The 26824-nt window shown below is 59.4% G+C and carries 18 protein-coding genes; 12 read left to right on the forward strand and 6 right to left on the reverse strand.

Translation table 11 applies throughout. From position 1 onward, the window contains the following. Positions 1 to 52 precede the first annotated feature (52 nt). Positions 53 to 1477, forward strand: a complete 1425-nt coding sequence (locus Enr13x_RS02850) for a VWA domain-containing protein (RefSeq protein ID WP_145384599.1) — start codon at positions 53 to 55, stop codon at positions 1475 to 1477. Positions 1478 to 1496: 19 nt separating this feature from the next. Beyond that, positions 1497 to 4037, forward strand: coding sequence for a hypothetical protein (locus Enr13x_RS02855; protein ID WP_145384600.1), 2541 nt, complete (start codon positions 1497 to 1499; stop codon positions 4035 to 4037). Between the two features lie 71 nt (positions 4038 to 4108). Here Enr13x_RS02855 and Enr13x_RS02860 read toward each other — a convergent pair whose 3' ends face one another. The 4 genes from Enr13x_RS02860 to Enr13x_RS02875 all read right to left on the reverse strand — a co-directional run bounded on the left by Enr13x_RS02860 (position 4109) and on the right by Enr13x_RS02875 (position 9984). Beyond that, a complete protein-coding gene (locus Enr13x_RS02860; RefSeq protein WP_145384601.1) occupies positions 4109 to 5386 on the reverse strand; it encodes a hypothetical protein in 1278 nt (425 codons plus the stop codon). Then, positions 5383 to 6768 (reverse strand): outer membrane protein assembly factor BamB family protein, encoded by a 1386-nt coding sequence (locus Enr13x_RS02865; protein WP_197455738.1) that lies wholly within the window; start codon positions 6766 to 6768, stop codon positions 5383 to 5385. The genes Enr13x_RS02860 and Enr13x_RS02865 overlap by 4 nt, the downstream gene beginning before the upstream one ends. After that, the gene (locus Enr13x_RS02870; protein WP_145384602.1) at positions 6765 to 8876 is read right to left on the reverse strand and encodes an outer membrane protein assembly factor BamB family protein; all 2112 of its coding nucleotides are present in this window, start codon (positions 8874 to 8876) and stop codon (positions 6765 to 6767) included. The genes Enr13x_RS02865 and Enr13x_RS02870 overlap by 4 nt, the downstream gene beginning before the upstream one ends. A gap of 205 nt (positions 8877 to 9081) precedes the next feature. Further along, positions 9082 to 9984 carry an alpha/beta hydrolase gene (locus tag Enr13x_RS02875; RefSeq protein ID WP_145384603.1) on the reverse strand — a complete coding sequence of 301 codons (903 nt, stop codon included), beginning with the start codon at positions 9982 to 9984 and terminating at the stop codon, positions 9082 to 9084. Between the two features lie 376 nt (positions 9985 to 10360). Between Enr13x_RS02875 and Enr13x_RS02880 the strand changes: the two genes are divergently transcribed. The 4 genes from Enr13x_RS02880 to Enr13x_RS02895 all read left to right on the forward strand — a co-directional run bounded on the left by Enr13x_RS02880 (position 10361) and on the right by Enr13x_RS02895 (position 13402). Next, the gene (locus Enr13x_RS02880) at positions 10361 to 10723 is read left to right on the forward strand and encodes a TadE/TadG family type IV pilus assembly protein (protein WP_145384604.1); all 363 of its coding nucleotides are present in this window, start codon (positions 10361 to 10363) and stop codon (positions 10721 to 10723) included. A 66-nt stretch (positions 10724 to 10789) separates the two neighbouring features. Then, a complete protein-coding gene (locus Enr13x_RS02885) occupies positions 10790 to 11827 on the forward strand; it encodes a VWA domain-containing protein (protein WP_197455739.1) in 1038 nt (345 codons plus the stop codon). A gap of 11 nt (positions 11828 to 11838) precedes the next feature. Continuing rightward, entirely contained in the window at positions 11839 to 12315 is a 477-nt protein-coding gene (locus Enr13x_RS02890) for a TadE family protein (RefSeq protein ID WP_145384606.1), read from the forward strand. A gap of 223 nt (positions 12316 to 12538) precedes the next feature. After that, a complete protein-coding gene (locus Enr13x_RS02895; protein ID WP_145384607.1) occupies positions 12539 to 13402 on the forward strand; it encodes an alpha/beta hydrolase in 864 nt (287 codons plus the stop codon). A gap of 106 nt (positions 13403 to 13508) precedes the next feature. On the opposite strand, the gene Enr13x_RS02900 is transcribed toward Enr13x_RS02895, so the two are convergent. Next, a complete protein-coding gene (locus Enr13x_RS02900; protein ID WP_197455740.1) occupies positions 13509 to 14114 on the reverse strand; it encodes a GxxExxY protein in 606 nt (201 codons plus the stop codon). Positions 14115 to 14283: 169 nt separating this feature from the next. On the opposite strand from Enr13x_RS02900, the gene Enr13x_RS02905 reads away from it, so the two are divergent. From Enr13x_RS02905 to Enr13x_RS02930, 6 genes are all read left to right on the forward strand, one after another. Continuing rightward, positions 14284 to 14844, forward strand: coding sequence for an HD domain-containing protein (locus tag Enr13x_RS02905; RefSeq protein ID WP_145392075.1), 561 nt, complete (start codon positions 14284 to 14286; stop codon positions 14842 to 14844). A gap of 195 nt (positions 14845 to 15039) precedes the next feature. Then, a complete protein-coding gene (locus Enr13x_RS02910) occupies positions 15040 to 16329 on the forward strand; it encodes a class II aldolase/adducin family protein (protein WP_145384609.1) in 1290 nt (429 codons plus the stop codon). A 506-nt stretch (positions 16330 to 16835) separates the two neighbouring features. Next, positions 16836 to 18782 (forward strand): PrkA family serine protein kinase, encoded by a 1947-nt coding sequence (locus tag Enr13x_RS02915; protein WP_145384610.1) that lies wholly within the window; start codon positions 16836 to 16838, stop codon positions 18780 to 18782. A 13-nt stretch (positions 18783 to 18795) separates the two neighbouring features. Then, the gene (locus Enr13x_RS02920; RefSeq protein ID WP_145384611.1) at positions 18796 to 20076 is read left to right on the forward strand and encodes a YeaH/YhbH family protein; all 1281 of its coding nucleotides are present in this window, start codon (positions 18796 to 18798) and stop codon (positions 20074 to 20076) included. Between the two features lie 6 nt (positions 20077 to 20082). Further along, on the forward strand, positions 20083 to 21615 hold the full coding sequence (locus Enr13x_RS02925) for a SpoVR family protein (protein WP_145384612.1): 1533 nt from the start codon (positions 20083 to 20085) through the stop codon (positions 21613 to 21615). 405 nt (positions 21616 to 22020) lie between these two features. Then, positions 22021 to 25299 carry a DUF6797 domain-containing protein gene (locus Enr13x_RS02930; RefSeq protein ID WP_197455741.1) on the forward strand — a complete coding sequence of 1093 codons (3279 nt, stop codon included), beginning with the start codon at positions 22021 to 22023 and terminating at the stop codon, positions 25297 to 25299. Positions 25300 to 25372: 73 nt separating this feature from the next. Here the strand turns inward: Enr13x_RS02930 and Enr13x_RS02935 are convergent, their stop codons facing one another. Then, a complete protein-coding gene (locus Enr13x_RS02935; RefSeq protein ID WP_145384614.1) occupies positions 25373 to 26683 on the reverse strand; it encodes a PQQ-binding-like beta-propeller repeat protein in 1311 nt (436 codons plus the stop codon). Between the last annotated feature and the right edge of the window lie 141 nt (positions 26684 to 26824).

The following is a 26824-nucleotide window of genomic DNA, read 5'->3' on the forward strand; positions in this document are numbered from 1 at the left end:
GTTCCTCACGGGAGTGTACCAACCGGTCCTTCCTTCTCGTCCGAGGTGCTTTGTGCCCGATCTTGTCACCGTTTCCAACGGCAAACGGTTCTTTCGCATTCCGACCGGTCAGCTTGCCCAAGCTCGTCGCGCCGGGTACTACCGACCGGCGGTTTTGAGTCGAACGATTGTGTCCGACGGCACGCAGATCTTCGAGATTCCGATCAGCGATCTCTCGGCGGCGTTGGCCGATGGGTTTCAAGACGTGTTGGCGATTGAGCGACCGTCGATCGTTTGCGATCCGATCGACTCGCCCGGTCAGTCGAAGGGCGGTCGAGAGGGTGGGGGGGCCGACGCGGCCACGGCGAACGCGACCGCTGAAGCGAAAACACAGACCCTCTCCGCCTATCGCCGTGCGGAACTGGAACGGGAGGCCTTGCACGAGCAACTGCGAGCTGACGAAGACGCAGCCTCATTGATTTGGAAGCCCGTCGCACGGATGCGGTTGTGGTGGTTCGAACGCCGCGAGGGATTGTTGACGCAATTCCGAACCAGCGGATTGAGCATCGCGCTGCATGTTGCGCTGCTGTTGCTGTTGTCGACCATCTTGTTGGTCGAGGAACAAATCACAAAGCCGGACATCATCACCGTTTCGACCGCCGTCGAAGATGCGATCGAAGAAGTCGTGATCGAGCAGGTGGAGTTGGAGGTGACCGAACCGGTCGACGAGGTGGTCGAAGAAGTCAGCGAGTCGATCGAAGTGCTGTCGGAAGTCACCGAACAATTTGTGTCCGTCGACTTGAGTGACTCCTTTGACGGCAATCTGCTTGCGGCGCCGGCGAGTTCCTCAGGCGATGGCGAGGCGATGGAAAAACCGGCCAAAGCCAAGGTGCAATTTTTCGGTTCAAAGACCGAGGCGATTGATTTTGTGTTCGTGATCGATAATTCCAACAGCATGACGCAGGGGCGTTTCGAAACCGCCCTGAACGAACTGGTCAAAGCGGTCGACAAGCTCAACAAACGTCAAAAATTCTACGTGATCTTCTACAGCGACACCGCCTATCCGCTGTTTCATCCCTACGCCCCGAAAACGCTGGTCCCCGCAACGCCGCAAAATAAGCAATTGCTGGTCAAGTGGTTGCAAACCGTACCGCTGTGTTTGAGAACCAACGGCAAAGAAGCGCTTCGGCTGGGGTTCGACCTCAATCCCGACATCATGTTTGTGCTCGGCGACGGCGCCTTCACCGATGGAGCCTCCCGGTACTTCAGCGAGCGACCCAACAAGAAAGTGGTGGTTCACACCCTGGGGATGGAGGTGAGCGGAAAGAACGCGCAAACGTTCAAGCAACTTGCCGCCAAGCATCGCGGCACCTACCAAGACGTCGGCGTTCATCCGCAAGCCGCACTGATCGCCAAACAGTTGCCTCGCCCGCGACTGAAAACCAGAAACGGATACTGGGGATTAAAATTGCCGGCCAACAACAAGAACATGCAGTAGCACTGAGTGTGGACGCCGAATGACTGATCCCCCCTCCTGGCGCTCGCGTGCAAAGGCTTTGTCGCAAGGACGCTCGGCCGAAAAACAGACGACGAAGCGGGCCGCGAAACCGGCGACGAAGCCGGCCGAAAAGCCGAAGGGCCAGCCCACGCCGGAACCACGCCCCGAGTCCTCCGCGACCGACAACGTGCCCGCAGGTTGGCAGACGCTCGACCCGACGACGGCCATGGAGTTGCTGTCGACGAAAACGGCACCCCAAGTCCATCCCGCCGACACCGATGATTCGGAGGACCAGGCAATGCCGTTGCCGCGCGGACGCAGGCGGTTTTCATGGGTGGAATGGACCGGGTTGGCGGCCGTCGGGGGATTGCTGATCGCCGCAATGCTGATGTACCTGCAGCGACCGCAGACCAAGCACTCGGCAGCCGAAAACGCGGCGGTCTCCACCGAGCCACCCGCCTTGGACGCCTCCACCGCACCCGCGGACGCAAATCGATCCGAGGCGGTGGAGTCGGCCGGCGAATCAGCCGGCGAATCAACCGGCCCCGCGACGGCCAAGTCCATCGCTCAAGACGTCCTGGCCGACGCCGGTGACGGTTCGTTTGCGCTGCAGAGTGCGGGGGGCGTCGCGAAGTCGAAGAAGCCTGTTGCTCGCCAGCCCGAACCCACCGTCGACACTGCGCCTGGCGGTGAACCTGCGCCCTCCAAACCGACAAAACCTTTCGCCCGTTCTCCACGCGTCCCCAATCCCAGCACGCTCGTCCCGATCGATCGTAAACCGATTGAGCATGCCGCGGAAAAACCGATGCGGGCACCGCTCCCGTTGCCGCAGCGTGCTCCCGCCTTCGTGTCATTTGAGCGGGTCTACGCGGTCGCTTTCCAAAAGTACCAAGACTATCTGCAACAGAAAAAGTCGAATCCGACATCGGAAGACACGGAAGCGTTACTCATCGAGTGCATCGTGTTATTCGATCAGTGTCTCGGCCGACCGGCCGATGAATCGACGCTTGAACAACGTCATCAAATCGCATCGACACTCGCGGTCCTCTATTACGATGCCGGTCATCTGTACGCCGCCGGCGTCTATGGGCTGCACGTGACCCGGTCCGCCGATCCGACGCAACCTGTCGCCAGAGCAGCCGCGACGCTCGCCTTTGCCGCCTTCCAAGAAGCCCATCAAGTGCACTACACCGGTGCGGATCGCTCGGGTGATCTGCATCAGCTTGAGCATCTCTGTGATCTGATCGCAAGTCGCGGCATCAAACACCCCCAGCTCGAGACGATGCGGTTTGCGACCGGCCAGTTCTTTGAGCGTGACGGATTTCATCTCAAGGCCGCGCAAACCTACCTCAAAATTCCCAAGCGTTCACCTCTCTACGCAAAGGCGCAGCTGGCCGCCGGCAGAGAGTTTTGGGCCGAGGCGGTGCATCGCGATCACCAGGGGGTCAAGAAGCAGCGTGCCGCGATCGTCAGCTGCGCGGCCAAATACCTGCGCAGCGCGATCGACCAGATCGATACCAAGAGCGAGATCACGGCACCCGTGTTGGCGGGCATGTTTTCGCTTGCCGAAATCTCACTGATGCGTGACGATCCACGGCAGGCGATTTCATTGCTGGATGGAAAACAAGGCGTTCTGGAACTGGCGAAGAAGGTGAAATTGTCCAAGGAATTCGTCACTGCTGCCGAGGAGAGTCTGTTTCAGGCCTATTCGCAATCCGGCGATGTGGAGGGCATCCAGTCGTCGATCGCGGCCTTGTCAAAACGTTACGGCGCTGGCGGCAAGGAACGGATCGCGAGCCTGCAAACGAAAGTCGCCCGAGATTTTGTCGACAACCTGGATCCCGCCCAGCCGCTGTCAGCCATTGAAGCCGAACAGCTGGAGACGTTGATGCGTTCGATTCTGGATCCCCAGCGGAGCCCCTCGACCAACGTGATCCTGTGGGCCGCAGAAACCTGGTCCGATCTGGCAACGCGCGCGAGCGACCCAGACGTCGTGATGCTCTGTCGCCGGCGGGCGGACGAGTTGCTTCAGCGGGCGTCCGCATCGAGCGAGCTGACGGCCGCGGAAGAAATGACGCTGCATCTGAAACGTGTCGACCTGGCACAGCAATCCGGAGACGCCGGGCAAACGCTCACGCTGCTGTCCGAGATTTTACGGCAATCGCCTGCCGCGATCGACCTGCAAATCAAGGCGGCCGGAGTGTTGACCGAAGACGCCAAGGCGACCGGCAGCGCCGACCGATTCGCCGAAGCGATCGCGGGACGCGGTGACGACGCGATTTGGGGCTGGGCCAAACTGACCCACACGCTGGCACGAATGCACTTTGACAGCGATGACAAAACGCGCTACCTCGATCGACTGCTCTTGTCGGGCTTTCAGCTCAATGAAAGCCGCATCCTGCAGGCACGATCGACGACGTTCCCGGACGAGCGTCAACGGTTGCTGCAGATGTCGAAAAAGCATCTGCGACAGTTGATCGCAACGTTTGCCCAATCGTCGGAGCAATGGCGACGCAAACTGCAATCGCTGCAAACGATGATCGAGCAAAGCGAGCCATAGCACGCACGGCAGGAGCTGGGCTTTTGGGAGCTTGGCAGAACGATCGCGGACTGAAATCATTCTGCCCCGCATCATTCTGCCTTCATTCCCATCCGCAGCTTCATCGTGAACGCCAACGCTCCCAGTGCCATCACGACGAGCACCCAGATCTTGCCATCGTCTTGATCTCCATCGACAGTCGCATCGGCCGCGGTTGCCTCCGCCGTTTCGGGTTTCCCGGCAGGAATCGACACCTCCAGTGGCTCATTCTGGCTGACGGATTGGACCATCACGATTTGATCGCCGAGCGTCTGTTGCCAATCGGTTTTTAAGATCAGGTCGACGCCGGGGTTGAGTGCCTTGACGCTGCAACTGCACTCGCCGACCAGGTAGCGGCACGCCGCGGTGATGGAACTGGCGCTAAAGTCCGCCGCGGATAAGGGTTCGATCATGCGTCCGCGGCCGAACACCGGAAACACGAACGGCGCCTCGACGGTTTCGGTCCAGCCATCGACCATGGCGCGAAAGGCGACTTCGTTTTCATCGTCGCTGCGAAGTCGCTCGATGGTGAATTTGATCGACAGCGGAATGTCACAGCGCAACACGTCATCCATCGACGCCGCCGGGTGGTCTCGCAAATACTGCGCGGCATCTTCTCGACGGATCACACCCTCAGGAATTGAAATCGCCGCGGAAGCCTCCCGCAGCGCTGCATCCAGTTCCGCCCGCAGCGCGTTGTTCTGATGTTCGTCGGGGCCGTCGACCAAGACCCAAACGGCGGAGGCACCGGTTTGGATTTCACGGATGATGTTGTTGCGAAGCGGTGAATCGATCCAGGCGTTTACATTGGCGATTGTTAGTGCGCCGCTCCAGCAGAGCTTTCGTTGGCCGTCACGCTCGGGATAAAAGACCTGTAACAGCGGCGTTTGTTCGGTGCTCTCCAATCCCTCGACCGACCAGAGTTCGGCGTCGGAGAGGGTTGCCAAATCGACGATTCGGGTGACCACGTTCACGCCCGGTTCGGCGAGAGACCGCAATGAGGTCAGTGCGTCGGCCGCATCACCGGTCGGTTCACCGTCGATCAAGGCGACGATTTCATACCTGTCGGCCGGCCAACGCTCGAGCGCATAGCGGAACACGGGAACTTTGCAGGCGTCCGCGGTGCTGGCGAACAACAGGATCAAGACGACGCCAATGATTTGCCGAAAGGGACCCTCCAGCTTCAGGCGACGGCTTTTCCGGGTACGATGGCCCTTCCGGGCCGTCGTCCGGGGGACTCTCCCCGACGACCTAGAAAGGGTGTCGTACATCGATCCGCTGACCGCATCATAATCGAGCGAATCAGACTGCTTCACCGTGTTGGCGTTCATCGTTGCGACCCGAAGGCATAGATGTGGCCGAGCCCGGTGCTGACCAGCAGTCGGCCGTCGGCGACCGCCAGTCCGTGGGCGACGCCGTCAACTTCGGCCGACCACTTCAGCGTGCCGTCGTCGGCGTCATAGGCACGGACTTCGTTTTCCAGTCCGACAACGATCGAGTCGGCGGTCTTGATGAACCCCGTCGGATTGGGGCATTCCACTTCCCACCGCCACGCCTCGGCTTGTTGTTTGATGGCCCTGGCCAACTCCGCCTTCGCGGTCGCCTTGGCTTGTTCATCGGTATTTTTCTTGTCGTTGATGATCCCGTTGGCCTTGGTCGCGGCGATTTGTGCGGCGACATAGCTGGATCGGTTCAACATCTTGAGCTTTCCCGCGGTCGGGATCCAGGCACGTTCGCCGGCGACCAGGATGCGATTGGTGCCGCTGAAGGTCGCCAGACGTTGTCGGCTGCGTCCATCGGCCAAACGCATTTGATCGCTGGACGATTTTTGGTTCTGGGGGCCGGCCAATAACATTTCATCTTCGGTCAAAACGCAGAACACGCCACCGGCTTCACCGATCGCACCGAGGGGACTGCCGCCCCGATCAAACGCCAACGGTGCCGCGCGGCCTTGGGGCACATAGATTCGCTGGGACGAGGCCAGCAACGCGCCTTGCATGGTCACGCCGTCCACGTCGCGGCGAAAGCAGCCCTCACCATCCACCGCTCCGGTCATCGCGTCGACCTTGCACAGGTAAGACGCCTTCCACGGAACCAGCGACGCGGCGAACAACGCGGTGCCGTCTTGGACCAGCACACCGCTGCGCACCGGCCACATCGAAATGATCTTGCGATTGCTCGTCACCTGTTTCCGCTCCGGCGCGGCTTGCCGTTTCCAAATCAAATCGCCGGAATTCTGGTCACAGCAATAGACGAACCCGTCATCGGAACCGAAGAAGGCACGGCCGTCGGACAAGGTGGGAGGAAATCGGACGGCGGAACCGGTGAAAAAGACCCATCGTTCTTTGCCCGTCGCGACGTCCAATGCGTGCACGGCATCGTCGACCGACGAACCGAAAAAGACTTGATCGCCATCGACCGTCACAAAGAAACAGGGGTCGAAATTGCGCATCGATTGCAGACCGCTGTTGCCCGAATAGGCGTCCCACTTGGCGGGGCCCGTCCACGCGGTTTGCGGGGGCTGATCCGAGACACGCATCCAAAGCGGTTGCATCGGAAAGGTCAGGTGTGCGTCGGTGACGCCGCTGCGACGGGCATCGTGACGATACGTCGGCCAGGATTGGGCGCAGGCGCTGGAGCCGACGACGGTGATTCCGACGACTTGGCTGGCGATGCAGCTGAAAACGATGACCAGCGTTCGAACTTGGATCATTGCACGTCTCCCAATGACAGGACGGGGGCAAAACCGATCGAGGTTTCCATCCAACCGCCGCACGAACATCCACCGCCGCCCTCCGGTGAAAACAGCATGCCTTGAGCGGGAATGGTGCTCAGCCAACAGCTCGGACGCAAACGGGTGAACTCGCTGGGTTTCTCGTCTTCGAGGGACCACAACGACAGCGGGCCGGTTCCGCCGCGATAGATGATCGAGTTGCCCGCACCGATCGGCGTCGCACATCCCCGACGTTTGCCCAGCGTTCCCGATTTGACCACGCGACCGTCGTCGGCGCTGAGAATATGCGGTTGAACGAAGATCTGGCCGTTCATCAACACCGCATGCTGAATGTGTGCGCTGTGATGGTCTTCGGGCCACTCGACGGACTGTTTCCAACGCGGCTTGCCGGATTTTGCATCAAGCGAAACGAAGTGAAATTCGTTCTTTCCAGAAGTCTGCAAGACGAACTGATTGTCATCGGCCAGACCGAAGCTGATCAGCGCTTCGTGGTCCTGCGGCGGCACTTTCGACGTCCACCGTTCTGCGCCGGTTTCGAGATCCAGACAAACGATGGAGGCCGCATTCCAGATCTGGCGGTTGAGTAGTTTTCCGCTCGACGACTGTTTCAACGCGGGATCATCGACTTCGACAAAGTAGACGTGATCACCGAAGATGGTGATCGTGGAATGGACAATCGCGTCGGCGTCACGCTGCCAATCGATGCTGCCGTATTGTTTGTCGTAGCCCACGATCGCGCTGCCGCAGACTTTCGCGGTCGCCGCGTCGTCTTTGCCGTCGTACCACGCCGCCTTGTCCCAAAATCCGGAATAGCCGCTGCCTCGTTTCATGGCGGTTCCGACAACGCGATGCTCCGTGACGGCGACGTAGCCCCATTCGCTGTTCCCCTCGTATTCCTCGGGCAGCAACATCGTGCGAATCATTTCTCCGCTGGCGGCATCGATCACCCACAAGCGATCTTTGACCGCGGCATAGACATGCGATTCATCGGCGCACCAATTGCCACAGTCACGCGGGATGTTGACGCGTCGCAGGTCGGGGATTTCCAACGACCACAGCACGGCGCCGTTGAAGGCATCGAGCGCGATCATGCGGTTCATCCCCTGGTGGAACAGCCGGCCGCCGACCGCCAGCGGCGCGGGCATGCGGGGGTTGCGGTCGATACCAAAATCTGCCCCCGGTCGTCCGATCCATTTCACTTCCAAGTCTGCCGTGTCGTCGACGCCGCCGAGCATTTCGCCCGAATACGACGCGTTGCCGCTGGAACCGTACTGGTGCCCCCAGGCAGCGAGCTGCGGGGCGGCGGCGCGTCGCCCGAAACGGACACCGGGGGTGACGGTCTGCCATGAGAAACCGTCAATTTCATGATCGGCACCGAGCTTGATGATCTGTCCCATCGGGGCAAGCAGACGAGTGGCATCGTTGATTTGTTCAGCGGGGACAACGACGAGGTTGGCGATTGCGTCTGGAACGTCTTGTTTCAATTGAGCGGTCAAACGGATGCCGTACTTCTGATCGGCATACCATCGTCGACGCAAACTCTGGAGCGAGTCAGCATCGTCGACCGCGGCGACAACCGTCATCGACGTCCCCGCCGCGATCGCTTCGCACCAAGAGGGGGCCACGTCGCCGTACACGACCGCGTACCCGCCCGGCTGGACAAGCCGCTTGATCGCTTCGTCGGCTCCCGCGGGGACGTCGGACGCCTCAACCTTCGGAGGCGTGTAGTTCATGCCGCCTTCGAGTTGATAAAACGAGCTAAACGATCGTTTGCCGCCTTGATTCAGGCCGAATCGATACCAATAGTTTTTGCCCGGGACCAGATCGTCGACCACGACGCGATGGCTGGTGCCGGAGGATTGCGAAGCGATGACGCGCCCCAGTTTTCGGGTCGGCCCAAAAGCGACGGCGGCCGGCCCGGCGATCGTCGTTTCCCAGCGGATCTCGGCCGAAGTCGGCGTCAAAAAACGGACGCCGGGGCGGACGCCAAACCCGATCGGCTCCTCCGCCGGTTGTTTGTCCTGGGCGTGCGACGGCACGGCGAGCCCGATCCAGAACGCGACGATGACCAACTGGCGGAGTTGCATGATTGCGATTCACCACAAAAATCGAGACGCAGAAACGGGACGATGGCTTGAGGTTAACCGCGTCGGGAACTCCGGTCATCCACGGTCGCCGCGTTTTCTGGGGGGTAAACATGATCTTCATGTTGCGATTCGGCCGGCCGCTCGGGGTGATGGGCCACGGTCGCGGCGGGCCGCGAGGATCGCAAGCTGGAAGCTTACTCCACGGCTAGGGGATTAGCTTCATCGTCTTGAGCCAACTCGCGGCTTGTTCGGGCCAGCGGGTGACGGGTTGGTCGGTGACGCGGAGCCCGTAACCATGACCCCCGGTCGCGTAGACGTGAAGCTCCGCCGGCACGCCGGCTTCTTTCAGTGCACCGGCCAGCGTCAGACAGTTGTGCACCGACACGCGATCGTCAAACGCGTGTGCGAAAAACATCGGCGGCGTGTCTTGATTGACCTTGATGTAATCGTGCAACTGCGTGGTGCCTTTTTCGACCATGCCGGCGGCGTAGATCAGTAGCGCGAAATCGGGCCGGATGGAGACCTGGTCGATTTTGTCCACCGCTTCATAGGTTCGGTCTTCCTGAAAGATCGCGGTCAATCCGGCCGTCTCGCCGCCCGCGGAAAAACCACAGATGCCGATTCTGTCCGGATCGATCTTCCACGCCTCGGCGTGGGATCGCACCAGACTCATCGCCCGCTGGGCGTCTTGCACGGCCGCTCGCCAACGACGATCGGCGTCGCGCGCCGGCACGCGGTACTTCAACACGACGGCGGTCACGCCGAGCGTGTTGAGCCACTCGGCGACTTCGGTCCCTTCCAGGTCGTAGGCCAGAATATGGTGTCCACCGCCCGGGCAGATCACGACGGCCGTTCCGTTACGGTGTTCCGCCGGCGGTTGGTACACCGCGATCTGGGGCGTGGAGACGTTGCCCAGCTTGATGATGCGTCGCCCCGCAATCAATCGGTCCACCGGTTTCGTCTGGTCCGCTTCCTCGGGCAACGTTTGGGTTTCGCCCGGTGGCTTGTCCGGCCAAACATTCATGACGATCGGATCGCCGGCAGCGACGTGCGGCAGCGATGGAAAAGCGGATGCGGCGATCAGTGCGATCAAGCAGGCAGGTTTCATGCGAGTTGCCAGGGGGATGTGGATGGAGGGGGGGATGTGGATGGAGCGACCGTCATTCTAGCTCCGGTCGCGGCGGCGTGCCGCCGAGCCCTTGTTCCCAGATTGACGCGGGGGAAGCATCTTGCTTGCCACCATCGACGACCCCTGACAAAGACGCAGAAACCGGCCAATCCACGCAAACGGGACAAACCGGTTCCCAGCGTGAGACAGTTCCGTCAATCCGAACGCCCCCTAGGGGTTTGGGCCACCACACTTGACGTAGCTTTTCATCGAGTTTGAAACCTGCACCCCCATTTTGACATCGCGACCAAACGCTGACGTGAAACGAGTGCTCCGAATCCGATCTGCTGTCCGACGCCGTCGAAAGGGGGCGGCGATGATCGAATTCGCGGTTTGCCTGCCCGTGTTTCTTCTGATCACGTTCGCCACGCTCGAAACGTGCCGGATGATCTATCTGCGTCAGTCGCTGAAATTGGCCGCGTACGAATGCGCACGGCTGGGGATCCTGCCCGAAATCACGCCGGCGTCGCTGCAAGACCAATGTGACGTCATTCTGCTTGGACGCGGCATCGAAAACTACACGCTCTCTCACACGCCCAGCGACCTGTCGGCGCTCGAGTTCGGCAATCTTTTGGTCACCACGGTCGAAGCCCCTGCGGCCGAAAACGCGTTGATGGGGTCATGGCTGTATGGCGGCCAAACGGTCTCGGAATCAGTCACCATCATGGCGGAGTACTAAACGATGTTTCGTTCAAGGCCATGTTTCATCGCGGGGCATTCCCGCGGCTGCCGGCGAGGGGCCACGATGGCGATGCTCGCGATTTTGATGCCCGTGATGATCGGCATCGCGGCGTTTGCGATCAACGTCGTGTACATGGAAATGGCACGCACCGAATTGCAAATCTCGCTGGACGTTGCGGCACGAGCCGCGGGACGAACCTTGGCCGTTACCGAGGATGAATCGCAAGCCAGCAATGCTGCGGAAAACATGCTGGCATTGAATCCCTATGCCAATCAGGTGCTCACGCCTGACGAAACCAACATCGAGTTTGGTTTTACGACTCGGTATTCGGACCTCCATCGATACACCTTTTATCCGGGCTCCACACCCAACGCGGTGAAGGTCGAAGCCAACGGGACCAATCAGGTCCCAATGCTGTTCCCATCAATGGGAGTCAATCTTCAATTCCGACCGATCCGAGCCGCGATCTGCACTCAGGTCAATTTAGACGTTGCGCTGGTCATCGACCGATCGACATCCATGGCGCGGGACGCTGATGAAGATCAAATCGTCGACGACTGGGAAAACGGCGACTCGGCTCCGGGAAGTTCGCGTTGGATCGATGCCGTCCATGCCGTCGACAAGTTCCTGCATGCGATGGAAGAATCGACCCACGATGAACGCATCGCGCTGACAACGTACGCGTCCACTCCGGCGACCGACGTCGAATTGACCGACGACTATGAGTCCATCGATGACGCGATGGATGATCATTCGGATTCTTTCGGCGGAGGCGGCAGCGCGATCGGCGATGGAATCATCGATGCAGTCGAAGCGTTGAACCACAGCTCTTACGCACGCCCTTGGGCGACCCGCGTTCTGATCGTGTTAAGCGACGGGACCCAAAACACGGGCGTCGATGCGGTCGAGGCTGCGGAACAGGCCGCGGCCGACAACGTCATGGTCTATGCCATCAGCTTCACGGATGATGCCGACCAAGCGATGATGCAAGACGTCGCCGCGGTCGCAGCGGGAAAGCATTATCATGCCGATGACCGTGAGCAATTGAAGCAGGTGTTCGAGGACATCGCCCACGGTTTCCCCACCTTGATCACGTTTTAGGCTCGGAATCCATGGTCAAGTCCACTCGCCGAAAACTGCGTCAACGACCACCGACCGGGGCCGCGTTGGTCGAAATGGCGATGGTGCTTCCGCTGATCATGCTGTTCTTCACCGCGATGCTCGAGATCGGCCGTGTGCTGATGCTCCAGCACACCGCCGACGCCGCCGCCTATGAAGCCGCCCGATCGGCGATCGTCCCCGGGGCAACCGCCGCCGACGCGGAGCAGGTCGCACAGCAACTGATCGACGCCGCCGGATTGACTCAGGCGGCAATCGAAGTCACTCCGGATACCATCACGGAGTTCACGCCCCTGATCACGGTCAAGGTCGAAATCCCCGTCGGCGAAAACTCATGGATCACGCCGCAGCACGTGGTCGCTTTGACGGTCTCCAGCGAAGTCACGTTGATGTGCGAGCGATCGCCCGTCACACGTCTCGTCGCGGTGGATCAGCTGAACGCCAAGAAGCAGACGATGCAACACGATTAGTGCTGCGTTGCAACTCAATCTTCGGGTGGTGCGTTGGATCGGAAACGGGGTCAGGAACCAAAAATGCGAAGCACCCTTCGGCCATTGGGTTTTTGGTTCCTGACCCCCTTTCCGTGGACAATTTCAGTAAACTGCTCCGTCGTCGCTCCGTTAGCCCCAGCAATCTTCGGCTCAAACACCTGATCAAGGAGCGTCACCACCGCCCCTTGATGAAACAGACTCCATGACGCATTCCTCTTCCGCGTGCCCGCTCCGCGCCGCGCTGTGCTTCCTCTCGCTGTGCTTTTTTACGCTCTGCTTCGGCACGACGGCTGTTTCTCAAGACCAGCCCGCCCGGCAAACGATCGACAAAACCGACGCGGACATCCTGTACCGCAGCGGTGAGAATCTGAGCGACTACATGCGTGAGCGGTGCCGGCTGGACGTCTACGTTCCCGAATCGAAAACGGGGTTCTCGACGGTCGTCTGGTTTCATGGCGGCGGATTGAAAGGCGGCAAGAAATCCGTGCCGAAGGAACTCAAGGACCAGGGCATTGCCGTCGTCGCCGTCAACTATCGCCTGCACCCCAAGGTCACCGCGCCGGCCTACATCGAAGACGCCGCGGCGGCCGTCGCGTGGACCTTCCAGAACATCGAACGCTATGGCGGGTCCAGCGAAAAAATTTTCATCAGCGGACACTCCGCCGGCGGCTACCTGACCAGCATGCTCGGTCTGGACAAACGCTGGTTGGCCGCGCACGACATCGACGCCGACGACATCGCCGGGCTGATCCCCTTTAGCGGTCACACCATCACCCACTTCACCGTCCGCGCCGAACGAGGCGTCGGCGGCAAGCAACCGGTCGTCGACGACATGGCCCCGCTGTACCACGTCCGAGACGATTGCCCGCCGCTGCTGTTGATCACCGGAGACCGTGAACTGGAAATGCTCGGACGCTACGAAGAAAACGCCTACCTGTGGCGGATGATGCAAGTCGTCGGACACCCCGATACCGAACTCTATGAACTCGACGGCTACGACCACGGCCAAATGGCCACCCCCGCCCACCCACTCCTGCTCCGCTTCATGAAGAAACACGGCATGTGACTCCGGTCGGTAACCGAAAGGAAAAAGGAGGGGCACCCACGGATGGCAAAGCGTACCCACGGATGTCATGGTGACCGACGAGAAAATAACGGTCACACCATCAACTCTACCGCCGTCTCATTCCGGTGATTTCCGCGTGCGACTTCCCGAAGTTTGCTGCGATTCCCCATCGCAAACCAAAATGAATGAGTTTGCTGACCACCTCGGTTCCATAGCCCGTTTCGTGCTGACGAAAAATTTCACGCAATACGTCTCGAACTGCCAATCCGATTTCACGAGATTTGCCATCGATTTGGCCGGACCAATAGCGCCAAGATTCAGTTAGCCTTGTCTGTTCAGGGTGACGCACCACGCGGTCGATGAAGACGCGATCAAGGCCCATATTGACCAGCAAACCGAGTGAGTCTCCGCGACATTTAAGATAGTCAAACAGCTGAACAAACTCCGGCGCACCGAGTCGTCGTGGAACGGCTTTAAGCTCCAACGTGATGGACTGCCAGACGGAGAAGTCGGGAAAGAGTCGATGGGCTTCTTCGCCGAAAAGCATCAGCGGGTGCGGCTGCTTACTCACAAACGGGATTTCGTTTTGCCGAAAACACATGATCAGAGCTTTGTGATAATCTTCTTCGTCCCGTCCGACCCCGACATCATTTTGGACGTGGAACAAACAGCTTCTGATCGCATGTGAACGACTTTCGTAAATAATGCTCATCCAGACCCCCGCTGCAGTCGATGCCGTTCCCCGCCCACTATGGCATCCGTGGGTACGCTTTGCCATCCGTGGGGGCCGTTTTTCCATCATCAAACACCGCTAGCAAATATCGTTGAAACCACCACCAAACGACCTGATCCCGCGTGTCGAAACGATTGTCCGCCGGCGGATGACTGGTCAACAGGCCGGTCATGGTTTTGACCATGTCGGCCGCGTGCTGCGTTCGGCGCGAAAGATCCAGGCGGAAGTCGGCGGGGATCGGACGATTGTGGAACTTGCCGCGCTATTGCATGACGTCGGCGATGCGAAGTTCCATGACGGGATCGAGATGAGCGCGGCGTTGACCCGTCAAATCCTCGGCGAGCTGGACGTCGACGAAGACACCGTCGATCATGTCGCACAAATCGTCGACAACATTTCCTTCCGCAAGGGCAGTGACGCCGAACCGCTGTCACTGGAGGGTCAGATCGTGCAAGACGCGGATCGTTTGGACGCGTTGGGCGCGATCGGAATCGTACGGACGATTGAATACGGCGCGGTGTTCGGCCAGCCGTTTCACGTTTCGGGCAACAACGACGCGGCACAGAAGACCGGTCTGGGCCATTTCGACGAGAAATTGTTTCGACTGCACGCCCTGCTCAACACCGAACCGGCTCGCCGCATGGCACGGCAGCGAGAGGCGTTCATGAGAACCTTCGTCGATCAGTTTCTCGCGGAATGGGAAGGGTGAACGGAGGACGCTGCAGATCGGTTGCTTGGTCGTCCTGTCGCCCGCACCACTTCATTGCATCACAAGCGCGTTCGACGCCCCCCGATGCCCCACCGATGGCAGAGTGCCCCCGCGGATGTCATAGTATGGGCTGCAAACCCCATTTCACCTCCGTGGTTTTGTTTTCGGCCGCGCATTCGACTGTCAAGGTTTTTTATGACGACTTCGCGAAACGTGATTCACCCGCGTGACGAGATCATGCAGACGATGGATCGCATCTATCGGTACCGGATGACGACGACCTCCGGCGGCAACCTGTCGATCCGCGACGCGGCGGGCGACATTTGGATTTCACCGGCTCGCGTTGACAAGGGAAACTTGACGCGTCGAGACATCATCCGTGTGCGCAGCGATGGCAGCACCGACGGTCCGCATCCGCCGTCCTCGGAATTTCCCTTTCACAAGGCGATCTACGACGCGCGTCCGGACGTTCGATCGGTCGTTCATGCGCACCCGGTCGCCCTGGTGGCATTCAGCATCTGCCGCCAAACGCCCGACACGCGGTTGTTCCATCAAGCGCATTCGGTCTGTGGAAAACTCGGTTTTGCGCCGTACGCCTGTCCGGGCAGCAAGCAGTTGGGCGCGAACATCGCCGCGTCGTTCGCCGAGGGTGCCGACAGCGTCATCCTGGAGAACCACGGGGTCGTCGTCGCCGGTGAATCACTCTCCGACGCGTTCAAGCGATTCGAAGCGTTCGAGTTTGCCGGCAAGACGCTGATCAAGGCGTCGGCATTGGGCAAGGTCAAACTGTTGGACGATCAACGATTGGACCAGGCGGCCCGGCGGAGCGTCGACTTTGACAATCTTGACCCGCCGCCGGCCAGTGCAACCGAAACGGAATTGCGGCGGCAACTCTGTGACTTCGTTCGCCGCGGTTGTCGCCAACGGTTGTTGATCAGCACCGAGGGCAGTTTCTCGGCGCGGGTCGGCGACGACGCGTTCCTGATCACGCCCACGCAACAGGATCGGGAATTGCTCGGCGTCGATGATTTTGTCTTGATCGACGGCGATCGCCGCGAAGCGGGGAAACTGGCCAGCCGCGCGGCCAAGGCACATCAAGCGATCTACCGCCGTCATCCCCACGTCAATGCGATCGTATTTGCACACCCCGTCAACGCGACGGCATTCAGTGTCACCGAGAGCGAGTTCGACGTCCGCACGATTCCGGAAAGCTACGTGTTCTTGCGAGACGTGCAACGTGTCCCCTACGGCGTCCAATTCGGCGACGGCGATCAGATCGCGGACTATGTCAACGAAAAAACGCCGGCAGCGATCCTGGAAAACGATGGCGTGATCGTCACCGGACGCAGTGTCCTGGACGCGTTTGATCGATTGGAAGTGCTCGAGTCCACCGCCGAAGCGGTGATCAACGCCCGATCGATCGGCAGCGTCCAAGCGATGTCCGACGACGTGATCGATGAACTGTGTCGCGAATTTGATCTGTGACCGCAGGATCGGCCCCCTCTTTTTTCGCGTCGCCCTCGTCGCCACCCCTCTCCGTTGGCGGGATCTCCCCGGAACCGAATTGCCGAAGAAATCAACGGTCTTCTTAGCTGTCCACCACCCGGGGTGATCGAATTTAAAAATCTGCTTTTGGGGTGGCCAGGAACCCGCTGCGTCGCGTGATTTGCCTGGGAATCCCCCCGGAACCGCCAGGATCGGTCCCAATCGGTTGTTTCGGCGGTCGAACGGGCATCAATCGTTCCCGATCCAGGCGTTGCATGCATTTGCGGGGAAGGGCAACGGAAGGAAATTCGTTCCTTCCTGCGGCTTGATCATGTAATAATGATCACACGCCCCATCCTCTTGTTTCTCAGTGTCACCCCGTCGCCGCGGGGACTCCCAGGCGGGACAGCCAGAACTGAAGAAAGCCGATCGCATGCGACTCCGATCGATTCCAGGGGATGCATCTTGCGCGTCTATTTCGTGGCAGAGTCGGCAGACCCAATGTAATGACGAACAAGCCCAATTTATTGCAGCTTTATTCCGAGACATACGAACGCGAAAAACAAGTTCGTTACACGCTGAAGGAGTATCTGGAGGCGGCTCGCGATGATCCGTCGTTGTACAGCAGCGTCGCCGAGCGAATGGTTCAAGCGATCGGCCAACCCAAGCAGATCGATACGTCCAGCGATTCCCGTCTCGGGCGGATCTTCATGAACCGGACCATCAAGGTCTATCCCGCGTTTGACCAGTTCTATGGATTGGAGGAAACCATCGAACGTATCGTGGGTTATTTCCGTCACGCCGCTCAAGGTCTCGAGGAACGAAAACAGATTCTGTATCTGCTCGGCCCGGTCGGCGGCGGCAAGAGTTCTCTGTCGGACGCTCTGAAGCGTTTGATCCAACGGCAACCGGTCTACGTGTTGTGCGCCGGCGATGAAATGAGTCCGATCTTCGAAAGCCCGCTGGGGCTGTTCGACCCCAACTCGATGGGCTTCTTACTGGAAGAGGAGTACGGCATCCCGCGTCGACGTCTGAGCGGTTACATGTCACCGTGGGCGGTCAAACGGTTGGACGAATTCGGGGGCGATATCTCCAAATTCTCCGTCGTCCGCGTGATGCCTTCGGAACAGCGACGATGCTGTGTGACCAAGACCGAACCGGGAGACGAAAACAACCAGGACATTTCGTCGTTGGTCGGCAAGGTCGACATCCGCAAGCTGGAACATTTTTCGCAGGACGATGCCGACGCCTACGCCTACACCGGTGGACTCAACCGCACGACCCAAGGTCTGCTCGAATTCGTCGAGATGTTCAAAGCACCACTCAAGATGCTGCACCCGCTGCTGACGGCCACCCAGGACGGCACCTATGTGGGCACCGAGAACGTCGGCGCGATGCCCTATCAAGGCATCATCGTCGCCCACAGCAACGAATCGGAATGGGAATCGTTCAAATCCAATCGCAACAACGAAGCCTTTCTCGACCGCATCTGCGTGGTCAAAGTCCCCTACTGCCTGCGCGTCACCGAAGAACGAAAGATCTATGACAAGCTAATCCAAAGCTCCAAACTGGGCGAGGCACCGTGCGCGCCCGACACGCTGGAAATGATGGCGCGTTTCTCCGTCTTGACGCGTCTGAAGGAACACGAAAATTCCAACCTGTATTCCAAAATGCGGGTCTACGACGGCGAGTCGCTCAAAGACACCGACCCGAACGCCAAGACCGTCCAGGAATATCGCGACGCCGCCGGTGTGGCCGAAGGCATGGAAGGCGTGTCGACGCGGTTCGCCTACAAGATCCTTTCGGAAACCTACAACTTTGACACCGACGAGGTCGCCGCGGATCCCGTCCACCTGCTCTACGTGCTCGAAAAAGCAATCCTGCGCGAACAGTTGCCCGAAGAAACCGAGCAGCGTTACCTCGAGTTCGTCAAAGAAGACCTGGCGTCGCGATACGCCGAATTCATCGGCAACGAAATCCGCAAGGCCTACCTGGAATCCTATCACAGCTACGGCCAAAACCTGTTCGATCGTTACATCGCCTACGCCGATGCCTGGATCGACGACCAGGATTACAAGGACCCCGATACCGGACAATTGATGGACCGCGATGTCCTGGACGACGAACTGGAAAAGATCGAACACCCCGCCGGGATCGCCAACGCGAAGGACTTTCGTTACGAGATCGTCAAATTCGCGCTGCGTTCGCGTGCCAAACATGACGGCCGCAACCCGGAATGGACCTCCTATGAAAAAATTCGCGAAGTCATCGAAAAGCGAATGTTTTCACAAATCGAAGAACTGCTTCCCGTCATCAGCTTCGGCGCCAAAAAGGACAGCGAAGCCGAGCAAAAGCACAGCGAGTTCGTCGAGCGAATGACCCAACGTGGATACACACGGCGCCAGGTCCGTCGGCTGGTCGATTGGTACATGCGTGTCAGCAAGTCAGGATAGGAACACGATCGCCATGCAAGTGATTGATCGCCGGCAGAACCCGAAATCGAAGAGCCTTGGAAACCGGCAACGCTTTCTTCGTCGCATCAAGTCCCAGATTCGCAAGACGGTCAAGGATGCGATCGAAAACCGTAGCGTGACCGATCTCGATAGCGGCGAAAAAGTGTCGGTCACCGCAAACGAAATCGGCGAGCCGACCTTCGGATTCGACGGCGCCCAGGGCAGTCGCAACTACGTCATCCCGGGGAACCACAACTACCAACGGGGCGACCGGATTCGCAAACCCGGCGGCGGTTCGGGAAGCGGTTCCGGCGGAAGCCCCGACGGCGACGGCGAAGATGCATTCGTCTTCATGCTCAGCCGCGACGAATTTTTGAACCTGTTCTTCGAGGACCTCGAACTGCCCAATCTGGCCAAACGCAAGCTGAAATCCGTCGCCAGCGAAAAATGGAGCCGTGCCGGATACGCCAACGACGGCTCCCCACAGCGGCTGAACAAATACCAGACGATGCGCCGCAGCCTGGCGCGACGGATCGCACTCAAACGCCCCAGGCTTGACGAACTGAACCGGCTGGAAGCCGAATTGGAACAAGCCGAGGCGCGAGCCGACGCCGAAGAAGGTCACAACGAAGAAACCGAGCGGCTTGCCCGGCTGATCGAAGAAACCCGCGATCGGATGCGGGCGGTCCCGTTCTTGGACCCCGTCGACCTCCGCTACAACCGCTTCGAACAGACGCCCAAACCCGCCACGCAAGCGGTCATGTTTTGCCTGATGGACGCCTCGGCGTCGATGACCGAATCACTCAAGGACCTCGCCAAGCGGTTTTTCATCCTGCTGCATCTGTTCTTGAATCGACACTACCGGTCGGTCGAGTTGGTCTTCATTCGACACACCTACACGGCGGCCGAAGTCGACGAAGAGACCTTTTTCCATGGCCGCGAAACGGGCGGAACCGTGGTCTCCTCGGCACTCGAAGAAATGCTGCGGATCATTCGAGAGCGCTACCCCGTCCAAGACTGGAACATCTACGCCGCACAGGCCTCCGACGGACACAATTTCGATCACGACATGCCGCGTACGATCGCGTTGCTGCAGCGAGAGATTTTGGACCTCTGCCAGTACTACGCCTACATCGAGGTCGGTGAAGAAGAATCGTCGTACGTCAGTGCACTGTGGAGCGGTTATTCCCAGTTGGACGCGCACCCCCACTTCGCACGCGCCACCGTCTTGGATCCCACCGAGATCTACCGCGTGTTTCACAAACTGTTCGCCAGCAACCGACAGGCGTCTTGAGCGACCATGGACAACCGGACGTTACTGTACGAAGGCTCGGAGTGGGATTTCAACCACCTGCGACGGGTCCACGATGCGATCGAAGAAATCGCGATCGGCGAGATGGGCTTGGATGTCTATCGCAACCAGATCGAGGTGATCACCAGCGATCAGATGCTCGATGCCTACGCGTCGTTCGGCATGCCACTGATGTATTCTCATTGGTCGTTTGGCAAACGGTATTCCCGAGAAGCATTGCTGTATCGCAAGGGGGCGCAGTCATTGGCGTATGAATTGGTGATCAATTCAGACCCTTGCGTCGCCTACGTCATCGAAGAAAACAGCATGACGATGCAGACGCTCGTGATCGCCCACGCCTGCTTCGGACACAACCATTTTTTCAAGAACAACTATCTGTTCCGCCAATGGACCCATGCCGAACGTGTGCTCGATGATCTGGCCTATGCCAAACGATTCATCGCCGAATGCGAAGAACGGTATGGAATGCAGGCCGTCGAACGAACACTCGATGCCGCCCACTCGCTGATGTCACAAGGCGTCAGTCGTTACGCCCCGCAACGCTCGGTTCGATCCAAGGATCTGGCCATCAAAGCCGAATCGCGAAGATCCCACGAGGAAGCGACCTACAACGATCTGTGGCGGACGCTTCCGAAAACGAAGGAGAGTCCCGACAAAGACGACGACGTGGAACAGCAACTCGCCGCCGCGGCGCTGCGATTGCCCGAAGAAAACTTGCTCCGGTTTCTTTCGCTCCACGCGCCCAAGTTGAAGGATTGGCAGCGCGAAGTGTTGGACATCGTGCGAAAGACGGCGCAGTACTTCTATCCCCAACAGCAGACGCAATTGATGAACGAAGGCTGTGCGACCTTTGTCCATTACCAACTCATGAATCGTTTGCACGAAACCGGCCAAGTCAATGACGCGGCGATGCTTGAGTTCCTGCACATGCACACCGCGGTCGTCACGCAACCCGATTTCGATGACCAACGATTCAAGGGCTTGAATCCTTATGCGTTGGGCTTTGCGATGATGAAAGACATCGAACGCATTTGCCAGACCCCCGAACCGGAAGACGAGGAGTGGTTCCCCGAAATCGCCGGGCGGGGAGATTTTATGGGCGTTCTCCGCGACGCCTGGGCGGACTTCCGCGACGAAAGCTTTGTGCTGCAATTTCTCAGCCCGCATCTGATTCGAAAAATGCGTCTCTTCGCCGTGCGCGATGAGACCGACTCGCCACACCTGTCGGTCGAAGCGATCCACGACGAATCGGGGTATCGTGAAATCCGACACCGTTTGGCCCAGCAATACGATCTCTCCAAACGCGATCCGGAGATCGAAGTGACCGAGGCGGACTTGAAGGGCAATCGACGTCTGGTGCTGACCCACCGCGTTCGCGACGGCAAAACCCTCAGTTCCAGCACCTGCAATCGAGTCCTGCGTCACGTCGCCAATTTATGGGGCTATCGCGTGCGATTGATCGAGGTCGATGCCGATACCGGCACGACGCTCAACGATTACGACGCCGTCGCCCTGCCGTAGTCATCGTGTCGTTTTTTCGTTGTTGACGATAAAAGGGTTTCGTCAACGCTCCCCCTGGGCATCGATGTCAACACAACTGAAGTCACCCTCCTTAGAGAGAGTCGTGCAGTTTTAGACTCACCCTCCCTGGCAGGGAGGGTCGAGCGCAGCGAGGGGAGGGTCGAGCGGTCGTGACGGAGTGATTTCGAGCCACAACAAACCCTCCCCGGCCGCTCGTACCTCGCGTCCGACCCTCCCTAAAAGGGAGGGTGACTTCAAAAACCCCACGACCTCCGCAAAGAGGGTGAGAGAGGATTCCGGCCCGCATCTCATCGACGCATCATCGCCGCGCCGCATCGCATGCGATTTCGAGTAAATTGGTGCCGCAACCGATGCCCGCCAACTTTCTCACGCGAGTCCCCTCTCTTGAGCACCCTGTCGTCTCCCCCCGTCCCGGCCGGTTCCATCCTCGTTAGGTTCACGTGGGTTCTGTGCGCCGTTGTCTGCCTGTCGGGCGTCACGGGGGCGCAAGAGACACTCGAAGCGGATTTGAAGCGGCGTGACGCGGATGAACTGGCGCGTCATGCCCACCTCTTTGGCGATTCCTCACGCGGGGCGATTCGGTTTTACCAAACCGGATTGAGCTGCGTTCAGTGCCACGTGGCCGACGAAGGCGATAATCGTCTCGGTCCGGATCTTTCGCAAATGAACGATCGAGTCACGTATTCGCATGTGATCGAGTCGTTGCTGGATCCGTCCAAAGTCGTCCGGCCCGGTTTCCGCGCCGAGCGTCTGTTGCTCGATGACGGTCGCGTGCTCAGCGGGATGATCGCGGCGGAAACCGATGCGGCACTGACCGTCGTGGTCCCGGGCGAAGAAAAACCGCTGACGGTTTCTTTGGACAGCATCGAAGCGCGGGCCCCGTCGGGATCCATCATGCCGAACGGGTTGATCAACCAGCTCGACGACGAAAACGATTTCTATGACCTGGTCTGCTACCTGGTGGAACTGGGACAAGCCGGCCCTGACCAGGCGGCGCGGATGAAACCCGATGCGTCACTGATCCAGCCGCCTCCGCTGCCGGACTATGAAAACGACCTGGATCACCGCGGCTTGATTGTCAGTTGGAATGAGAAATCGTTTCAACGCGGGAAAGCGATCTATCAAGGACTGTGCATCAATTGTCATGGCACGCGAGAGCAAGCCGGTTCGCTTCCCAATGCCTTGCGTTTTGCCACCGGGACCTTCAAAAGCGGCGGTGATCCGCTGACGATGTACAAGACCCTGACCCACGGCTACAAGATGATGTTGCCGCAACGTCAGCTGGTGCCGCGCGAAAAGTACGATGTGATTCACTACATCCGTGAAGCGTACTTAAAACCCTTTAACGCGTCGCAATACACCGAGGTCGACAAAGCGTATCTGGATTCGCTGCCCCCGGGCCGACTGCGTGGACCCGCGCCGGTCCGCCATCGACCGTGGAGCGAGATGGACTATGGACCTTTCCTGACGCGGACCTATGAGATCACGAGCGAGCATTCCAAGCCGCGACCGGAAGTCACCAATGAAGACCGTGAGCGGGGGCAGCGAGAGAATCGTCCTGCCGAGAGAACGTGGCCGCCGGAGACCAATTTTGCCTACAAGGGCATCGCGATTCAGCTTGATCAACACGCAGGCGGTGTTGCGCAAGGCTCGCATTTCTTGGCCTTTGAACATGACACGATGCGGGTCGCCGGTGCCTGGCTGGGAACCGGATTCATCGATTGGCAAGGCATTCTGTTGGACGGAAAACATTGGCGATCACCACGGACGGTGGGCGAGTTGCATTTTCAGAATTTGCCGGGGCCTGGCTGGGCCGATCCGTTGACCGGTTCGCTGGAAGACACACGCCGGCGGGAACGCGATGGGCAAGCGTACGGTCCGTTTCCCAAGTCGTGGATGGATTACAAGGGTTTGTACAAGCACGGCAATCGTGTCGTCCTGTCCTACATCGTCGGCGACGCGGCGGTGCTGGAGTCTCACCGGGTGACCGAAGAGCGGGGGCCTGGACCGTTCGATGTTCCCGTCACCTGGGTACGCGTCTTGAACATCGCCAAATCATCCCGAGACATGGCGATCCGCATCGCTCCCCAAGACACCGTCGCCGTCGCCGTCCATGGTCCCAAGGCGTTGAAAACGGAAGACGTCGACGGGCTGACAATCCTAAAAATCCCCGCGGAAAGCACGCCGGTCGATCTCGAGTTGCACTTAGCCCATCGCGGAATGAAGCCGTTGTTCAAGTTTTCTGGCGAGCCGGAAGATTTGCGACCGCTGACCCGTGGTGGTCCACCCCAGTGGCCGCAGACGTTGACCACGGAGCCCAGGACCGGCGCGGACTCCGGGCCCTTCGCCGTCGACGAACTGACACGCCCGACGACCAATCCGTGGAAGAGCCGACTGCGGATGTCGGGACTCGATTTCTTTCCCGATGGCAATTCGATGGTCGCATGTTGTTGCGACGGTGACGTCTGGATCATCGACGGGATCGGCCAGCCCGGCGGATCGCTGCGGTGGCGGCGGATCGCATCCGGACTGTTCCATCCGCTGGGCATCAAAATCGTCGACGGCAGAATTTTTGTCGGCTGCCGCGATCAAATCGTTGTCCTGAATGATCTCAACGGCGACGGGGAAACCGATTTCTATGAATGTTTCAACCAGGACCATCAAGTCACCGAGCACTTTCATGAGTTTGCGATGGGATTGCAAGCCGACGACGATGGCAACTTGTACTACGCCAAGAGCGCCCGGCACGCGCAAGACTCGCTGATCCCACAACACGGAACGCTGTTGAAAGTCAGCGCCGACGGGAACCAAACGACGATTCTGGCCAACGGGTTTCGGGCCGCCAACGGGGTCTGTCTCAACCCCGACGGATCGTTCTTTGTCACCGACCAAGAAGGCCACTGGACGCCGATGAACCGAATCAATCGTGTCACCGAAGGCGGTTTCTATGGCAACATGTACAGCTACGGCGCCCCCGATGACACCCGCGATGCGGCGATGCAGCAACCGCTCTGTTGGCCCAACAAACCCTTCGATCGCTCACCCTCGGAACTGCTGTGGGTCGACAGTCAGAAATGGGGTGAACTCGATGGACGATTGTTGAGCCTGTCCTATGGCTACGGCAAAGTCTTCGTCGTGCCGCATGAACAGGTCGACGGTCAGTGGCAAGGCGGAATGTGTCGGTTGCCGCTGCCGGAATTTGAGACCGGCGTCATGCGCGGCCGCTTCCACAGCGACGGACACCTCTACGCCTGCGGCATGAGCGCGTGGGGCAGCAACCAAACGGCCAGCCCCGGCGGGTTGTACCGGATTCGGGCGACCGGTAAATCGATGCACCTGCCCGTCGAAATGCACGCCCACAAAAGCGGCCTCACGCTGAACTTTTCCGATCCCGTCGACAGGGTTGCCGCTGCGGATCCGTACAACTATCTCGTTGAAACATGGGACTTGCGGCGGACCGCCAACTACGGATCCGGCCGGTTCAACGAGCGAACGTTAGACGTCACCTCGGTCGATGTCAGCGACGACGGCAAGACGGTGCACTTGCAGATTCCCTCGATCGAGCCGACGTGGACGATTCAAATTGCGTACAAGCTGCGAGACGAATCGGGGCGATCGTTCGGACGGGTGATCCAAGGCACGATTCACACGCTGGCAGAATGATGGGTTGGCTGGTCGTTCTTTTTCATCATTCTGCCCCGAATCATTCTGCCATCCATCGGATCACCTTGCCGTCTTAGTCTGCCATCGCGACCCGCACGAGCTGTTCCTTGCGCCCGTCGCCCTCGCCGACGCCGACACGAAAGTAGAGTGAACCGTCGGCGATGGCCGGACTGGCGTAGCAATCGTCGCCGAGTCGATTCGTTGCGATCGGTTCGTACTTCTCACCCGATGCTTGGAACACGTAGCAGTTGCCCGACAGATCGGCGACGTAGACGTTCCCGTTGCACAGCACGGGCGAACTGCTGAAGTTGCCGCCCAAGCGTTTCTTCCAACGGACCGTCCCGTCGTCGACCGACCAGCACCTCGCGATCCCGTCGTCGTCGACTGAAAAGAGATGCTGCGGGTCGGTGATCAGCGATGGCTCATAGACTCGCGTGCGGTCCGACCAGATCCGCTCGCCTTTGTCGGACAGGCAAACGGTTTCGTTGTCGGGGAATCCGCCGGAGGCAAAGATTCGATCCTGGGTCGTCACCACGGTTCCGCAAGTCGCTTCGGCGATGCACTCGGTTTCCCACAACGTCTCGCCCGTTGCCGGATCATAGCTGGCCAATCGATTGCCGCCGCTGATCAGCACCTGGTCCACGCCGCCGACGGTTGCGACGTGGGGACTGGAATAGGAACTTGCATTGCCGCGCTTTTTTCGCCAGGCGATCTCGCCGGTCTGCACGTCCATGGCCACCAGATAGCCGCCACCAAAATTATCCGCCGCGACGATGACCAACGACTTGTACAGAACGGGCGACGGGGCGTAACCGAACTTCGATGCGAACGCCCCGATGTCTCGCTGCCAAACCTGATTGCCTTCCAGGTCCAAAGCCGTGACAAAGATCCGCTGGCGGTTCAGGTGCGCGGTCACCAACAGGTTGCCGTCGCTGGCAAGTGTCCCGTTGGCGTTGGTGGCTTTCTGGTGGACCTCTCCGCGGCCGGGAAACCCGCCCTTGTGGATCGTCGCTTGCCAGCGTTTGTCGCCGGTTTCGCGATCATAAGCGACCACGATCTGTTCCGATTGCGAGTCGATCGCCGAACCGACCACCACCAGGTCATCGATGACAATCGGACTGCTGTGACCGCGCCCCGGAACATCGACTTTCCAGGCCACGTTGGTCGTTTCGTCCCAAGTCGTCGGCAGTGGTTGGTCGTCGGCCACGCCATCCCCGCCGGGGCCACGCCACTGGTGCCATTGGCCGCCAAGGCTTGTCAGGTCGCGGTCGGTGATCACGACACCGCTTTCGCGAAGCGAAACTTCGTCCACCGCGGTCTGTTTCCGGCAGCCGACCAACGCGACCAGACAAAGGGCGAAGATTTTGAGAGGCGTAGGGTTCATGGCAATGCAATTGGGAAAGAGATGACGAGATTGTCGGTGCCGGGCAAGGGGCGTTGGGGTCAGGATACCGGTCCGTCGCAGGATGGACTCGATGCACCTCGGTGATCTGATTAGGCTATGGATTCTAACCGATGCCCGCTT

The sequence above is a fragment of the Stieleria neptunia genome, assembly GCF_007754155.1.
Lineage (GTDB): Bacteria > Planctomycetota > Planctomycetia > Pirellulales > Pirellulaceae > Stieleria > Stieleria neptunia.

Bases quoted from the DNA above. Each gene is read 5' to 3' on its own strand.
- Enr13x_RS02915 (WP_145384610.1), top strand. From the start codon at position 16,836: ATGACGAACAAGCCCAATTTATTGCAGCTTTATTCCGAGACATACGAA.
- Enr13x_RS02910 (WP_145384609.1), top strand. From the start codon at position 15,040: ATGACGACTTCGCGAAACGTGATTCACCCGCGTGACGAGATCATGCAG.
- Enr13x_RS02895 (WP_145384607.1), top strand. From the start codon at position 12,539: ATGACGCATTCCTCTTCCGCGTGCCCGCTCCGCGCCGCGCTGTGCTTC.
- Enr13x_RS02860 (WP_145384601.1), bottom strand. From the start codon at position 5,386: ATGAACGCCAACACGGTGAAGCAGTCTGATTCGCTCGATTATGATGCG.
- Enr13x_RS02870 (WP_145384602.1), bottom strand. From the start codon at position 8,876: ATGCAACTCCGCCAGTTGGTCATCGTCGCGTTCTGGATCGGGCTCGCC.
- Enr13x_RS02885 (WP_197455739.1), top strand. From the start codon at position 10,790: ATGGCGATGCTCGCGATTTTGATGCCCGTGATGATCGGCATCGCGGCG.
- Enr13x_RS02855 (WP_145384600.1), top strand. From the start codon at position 1,497: ATGACTGATCCCCCCTCCTGGCGCTCGCGTGCAAAGGCTTTGTCGCAA.
- Enr13x_RS02865 (WP_197455738.1), bottom strand. From the start codon at position 6,768: ATGATCCAAGTTCGAACGCTGGTCATCGTTTTCAGCTGCATCGCCAGC.
- Enr13x_RS02890 (WP_145384606.1), top strand. From the start codon at position 11,839: ATGGTCAAGTCCACTCGCCGAAAACTGCGTCAACGACCACCGACCGGG.
- Enr13x_RS02925 (WP_145384612.1), top strand. From the start codon at position 20,083: ATGGACAACCGGACGTTACTGTACGAAGGCTCGGAGTGGGATTTCAAC.
- Enr13x_RS02905 (WP_145392075.1), top strand. From the start codon at position 14,284: ATGACTGGTCAACAGGCCGGTCATGGTTTTGACCATGTCGGCCGCGTG.
- Enr13x_RS02880 (WP_145384604.1), top strand. From the start codon at position 10,361: ATGATCGAATTCGCGGTTTGCCTGCCCGTGTTTCTTCTGATCACGTTC.
- Enr13x_RS02920 (WP_145384611.1), top strand. From the start codon at position 18,796: ATGCAAGTGATTGATCGCCGGCAGAACCCGAAATCGAAGAGCCTTGGA.
- Enr13x_RS02935 (WP_145384614.1), bottom strand. From the start codon at position 26,683: ATGAACCCTACGCCTCTCAAAATCTTCGCCCTTTGTCTGGTCGCGTTG.
- Enr13x_RS02875 (WP_145384603.1), bottom strand. From the start codon at position 9,984: ATGAAACCTGCCTGCTTGATCGCACTGATCGCCGCATCCGCTTTTCCA.
- Enr13x_RS02900 (WP_197455740.1), bottom strand. From the start codon at position 14,114: ATGAGCATTATTTACGAAAGTCGTTCACATGCGATCAGAAGCTGTTTG.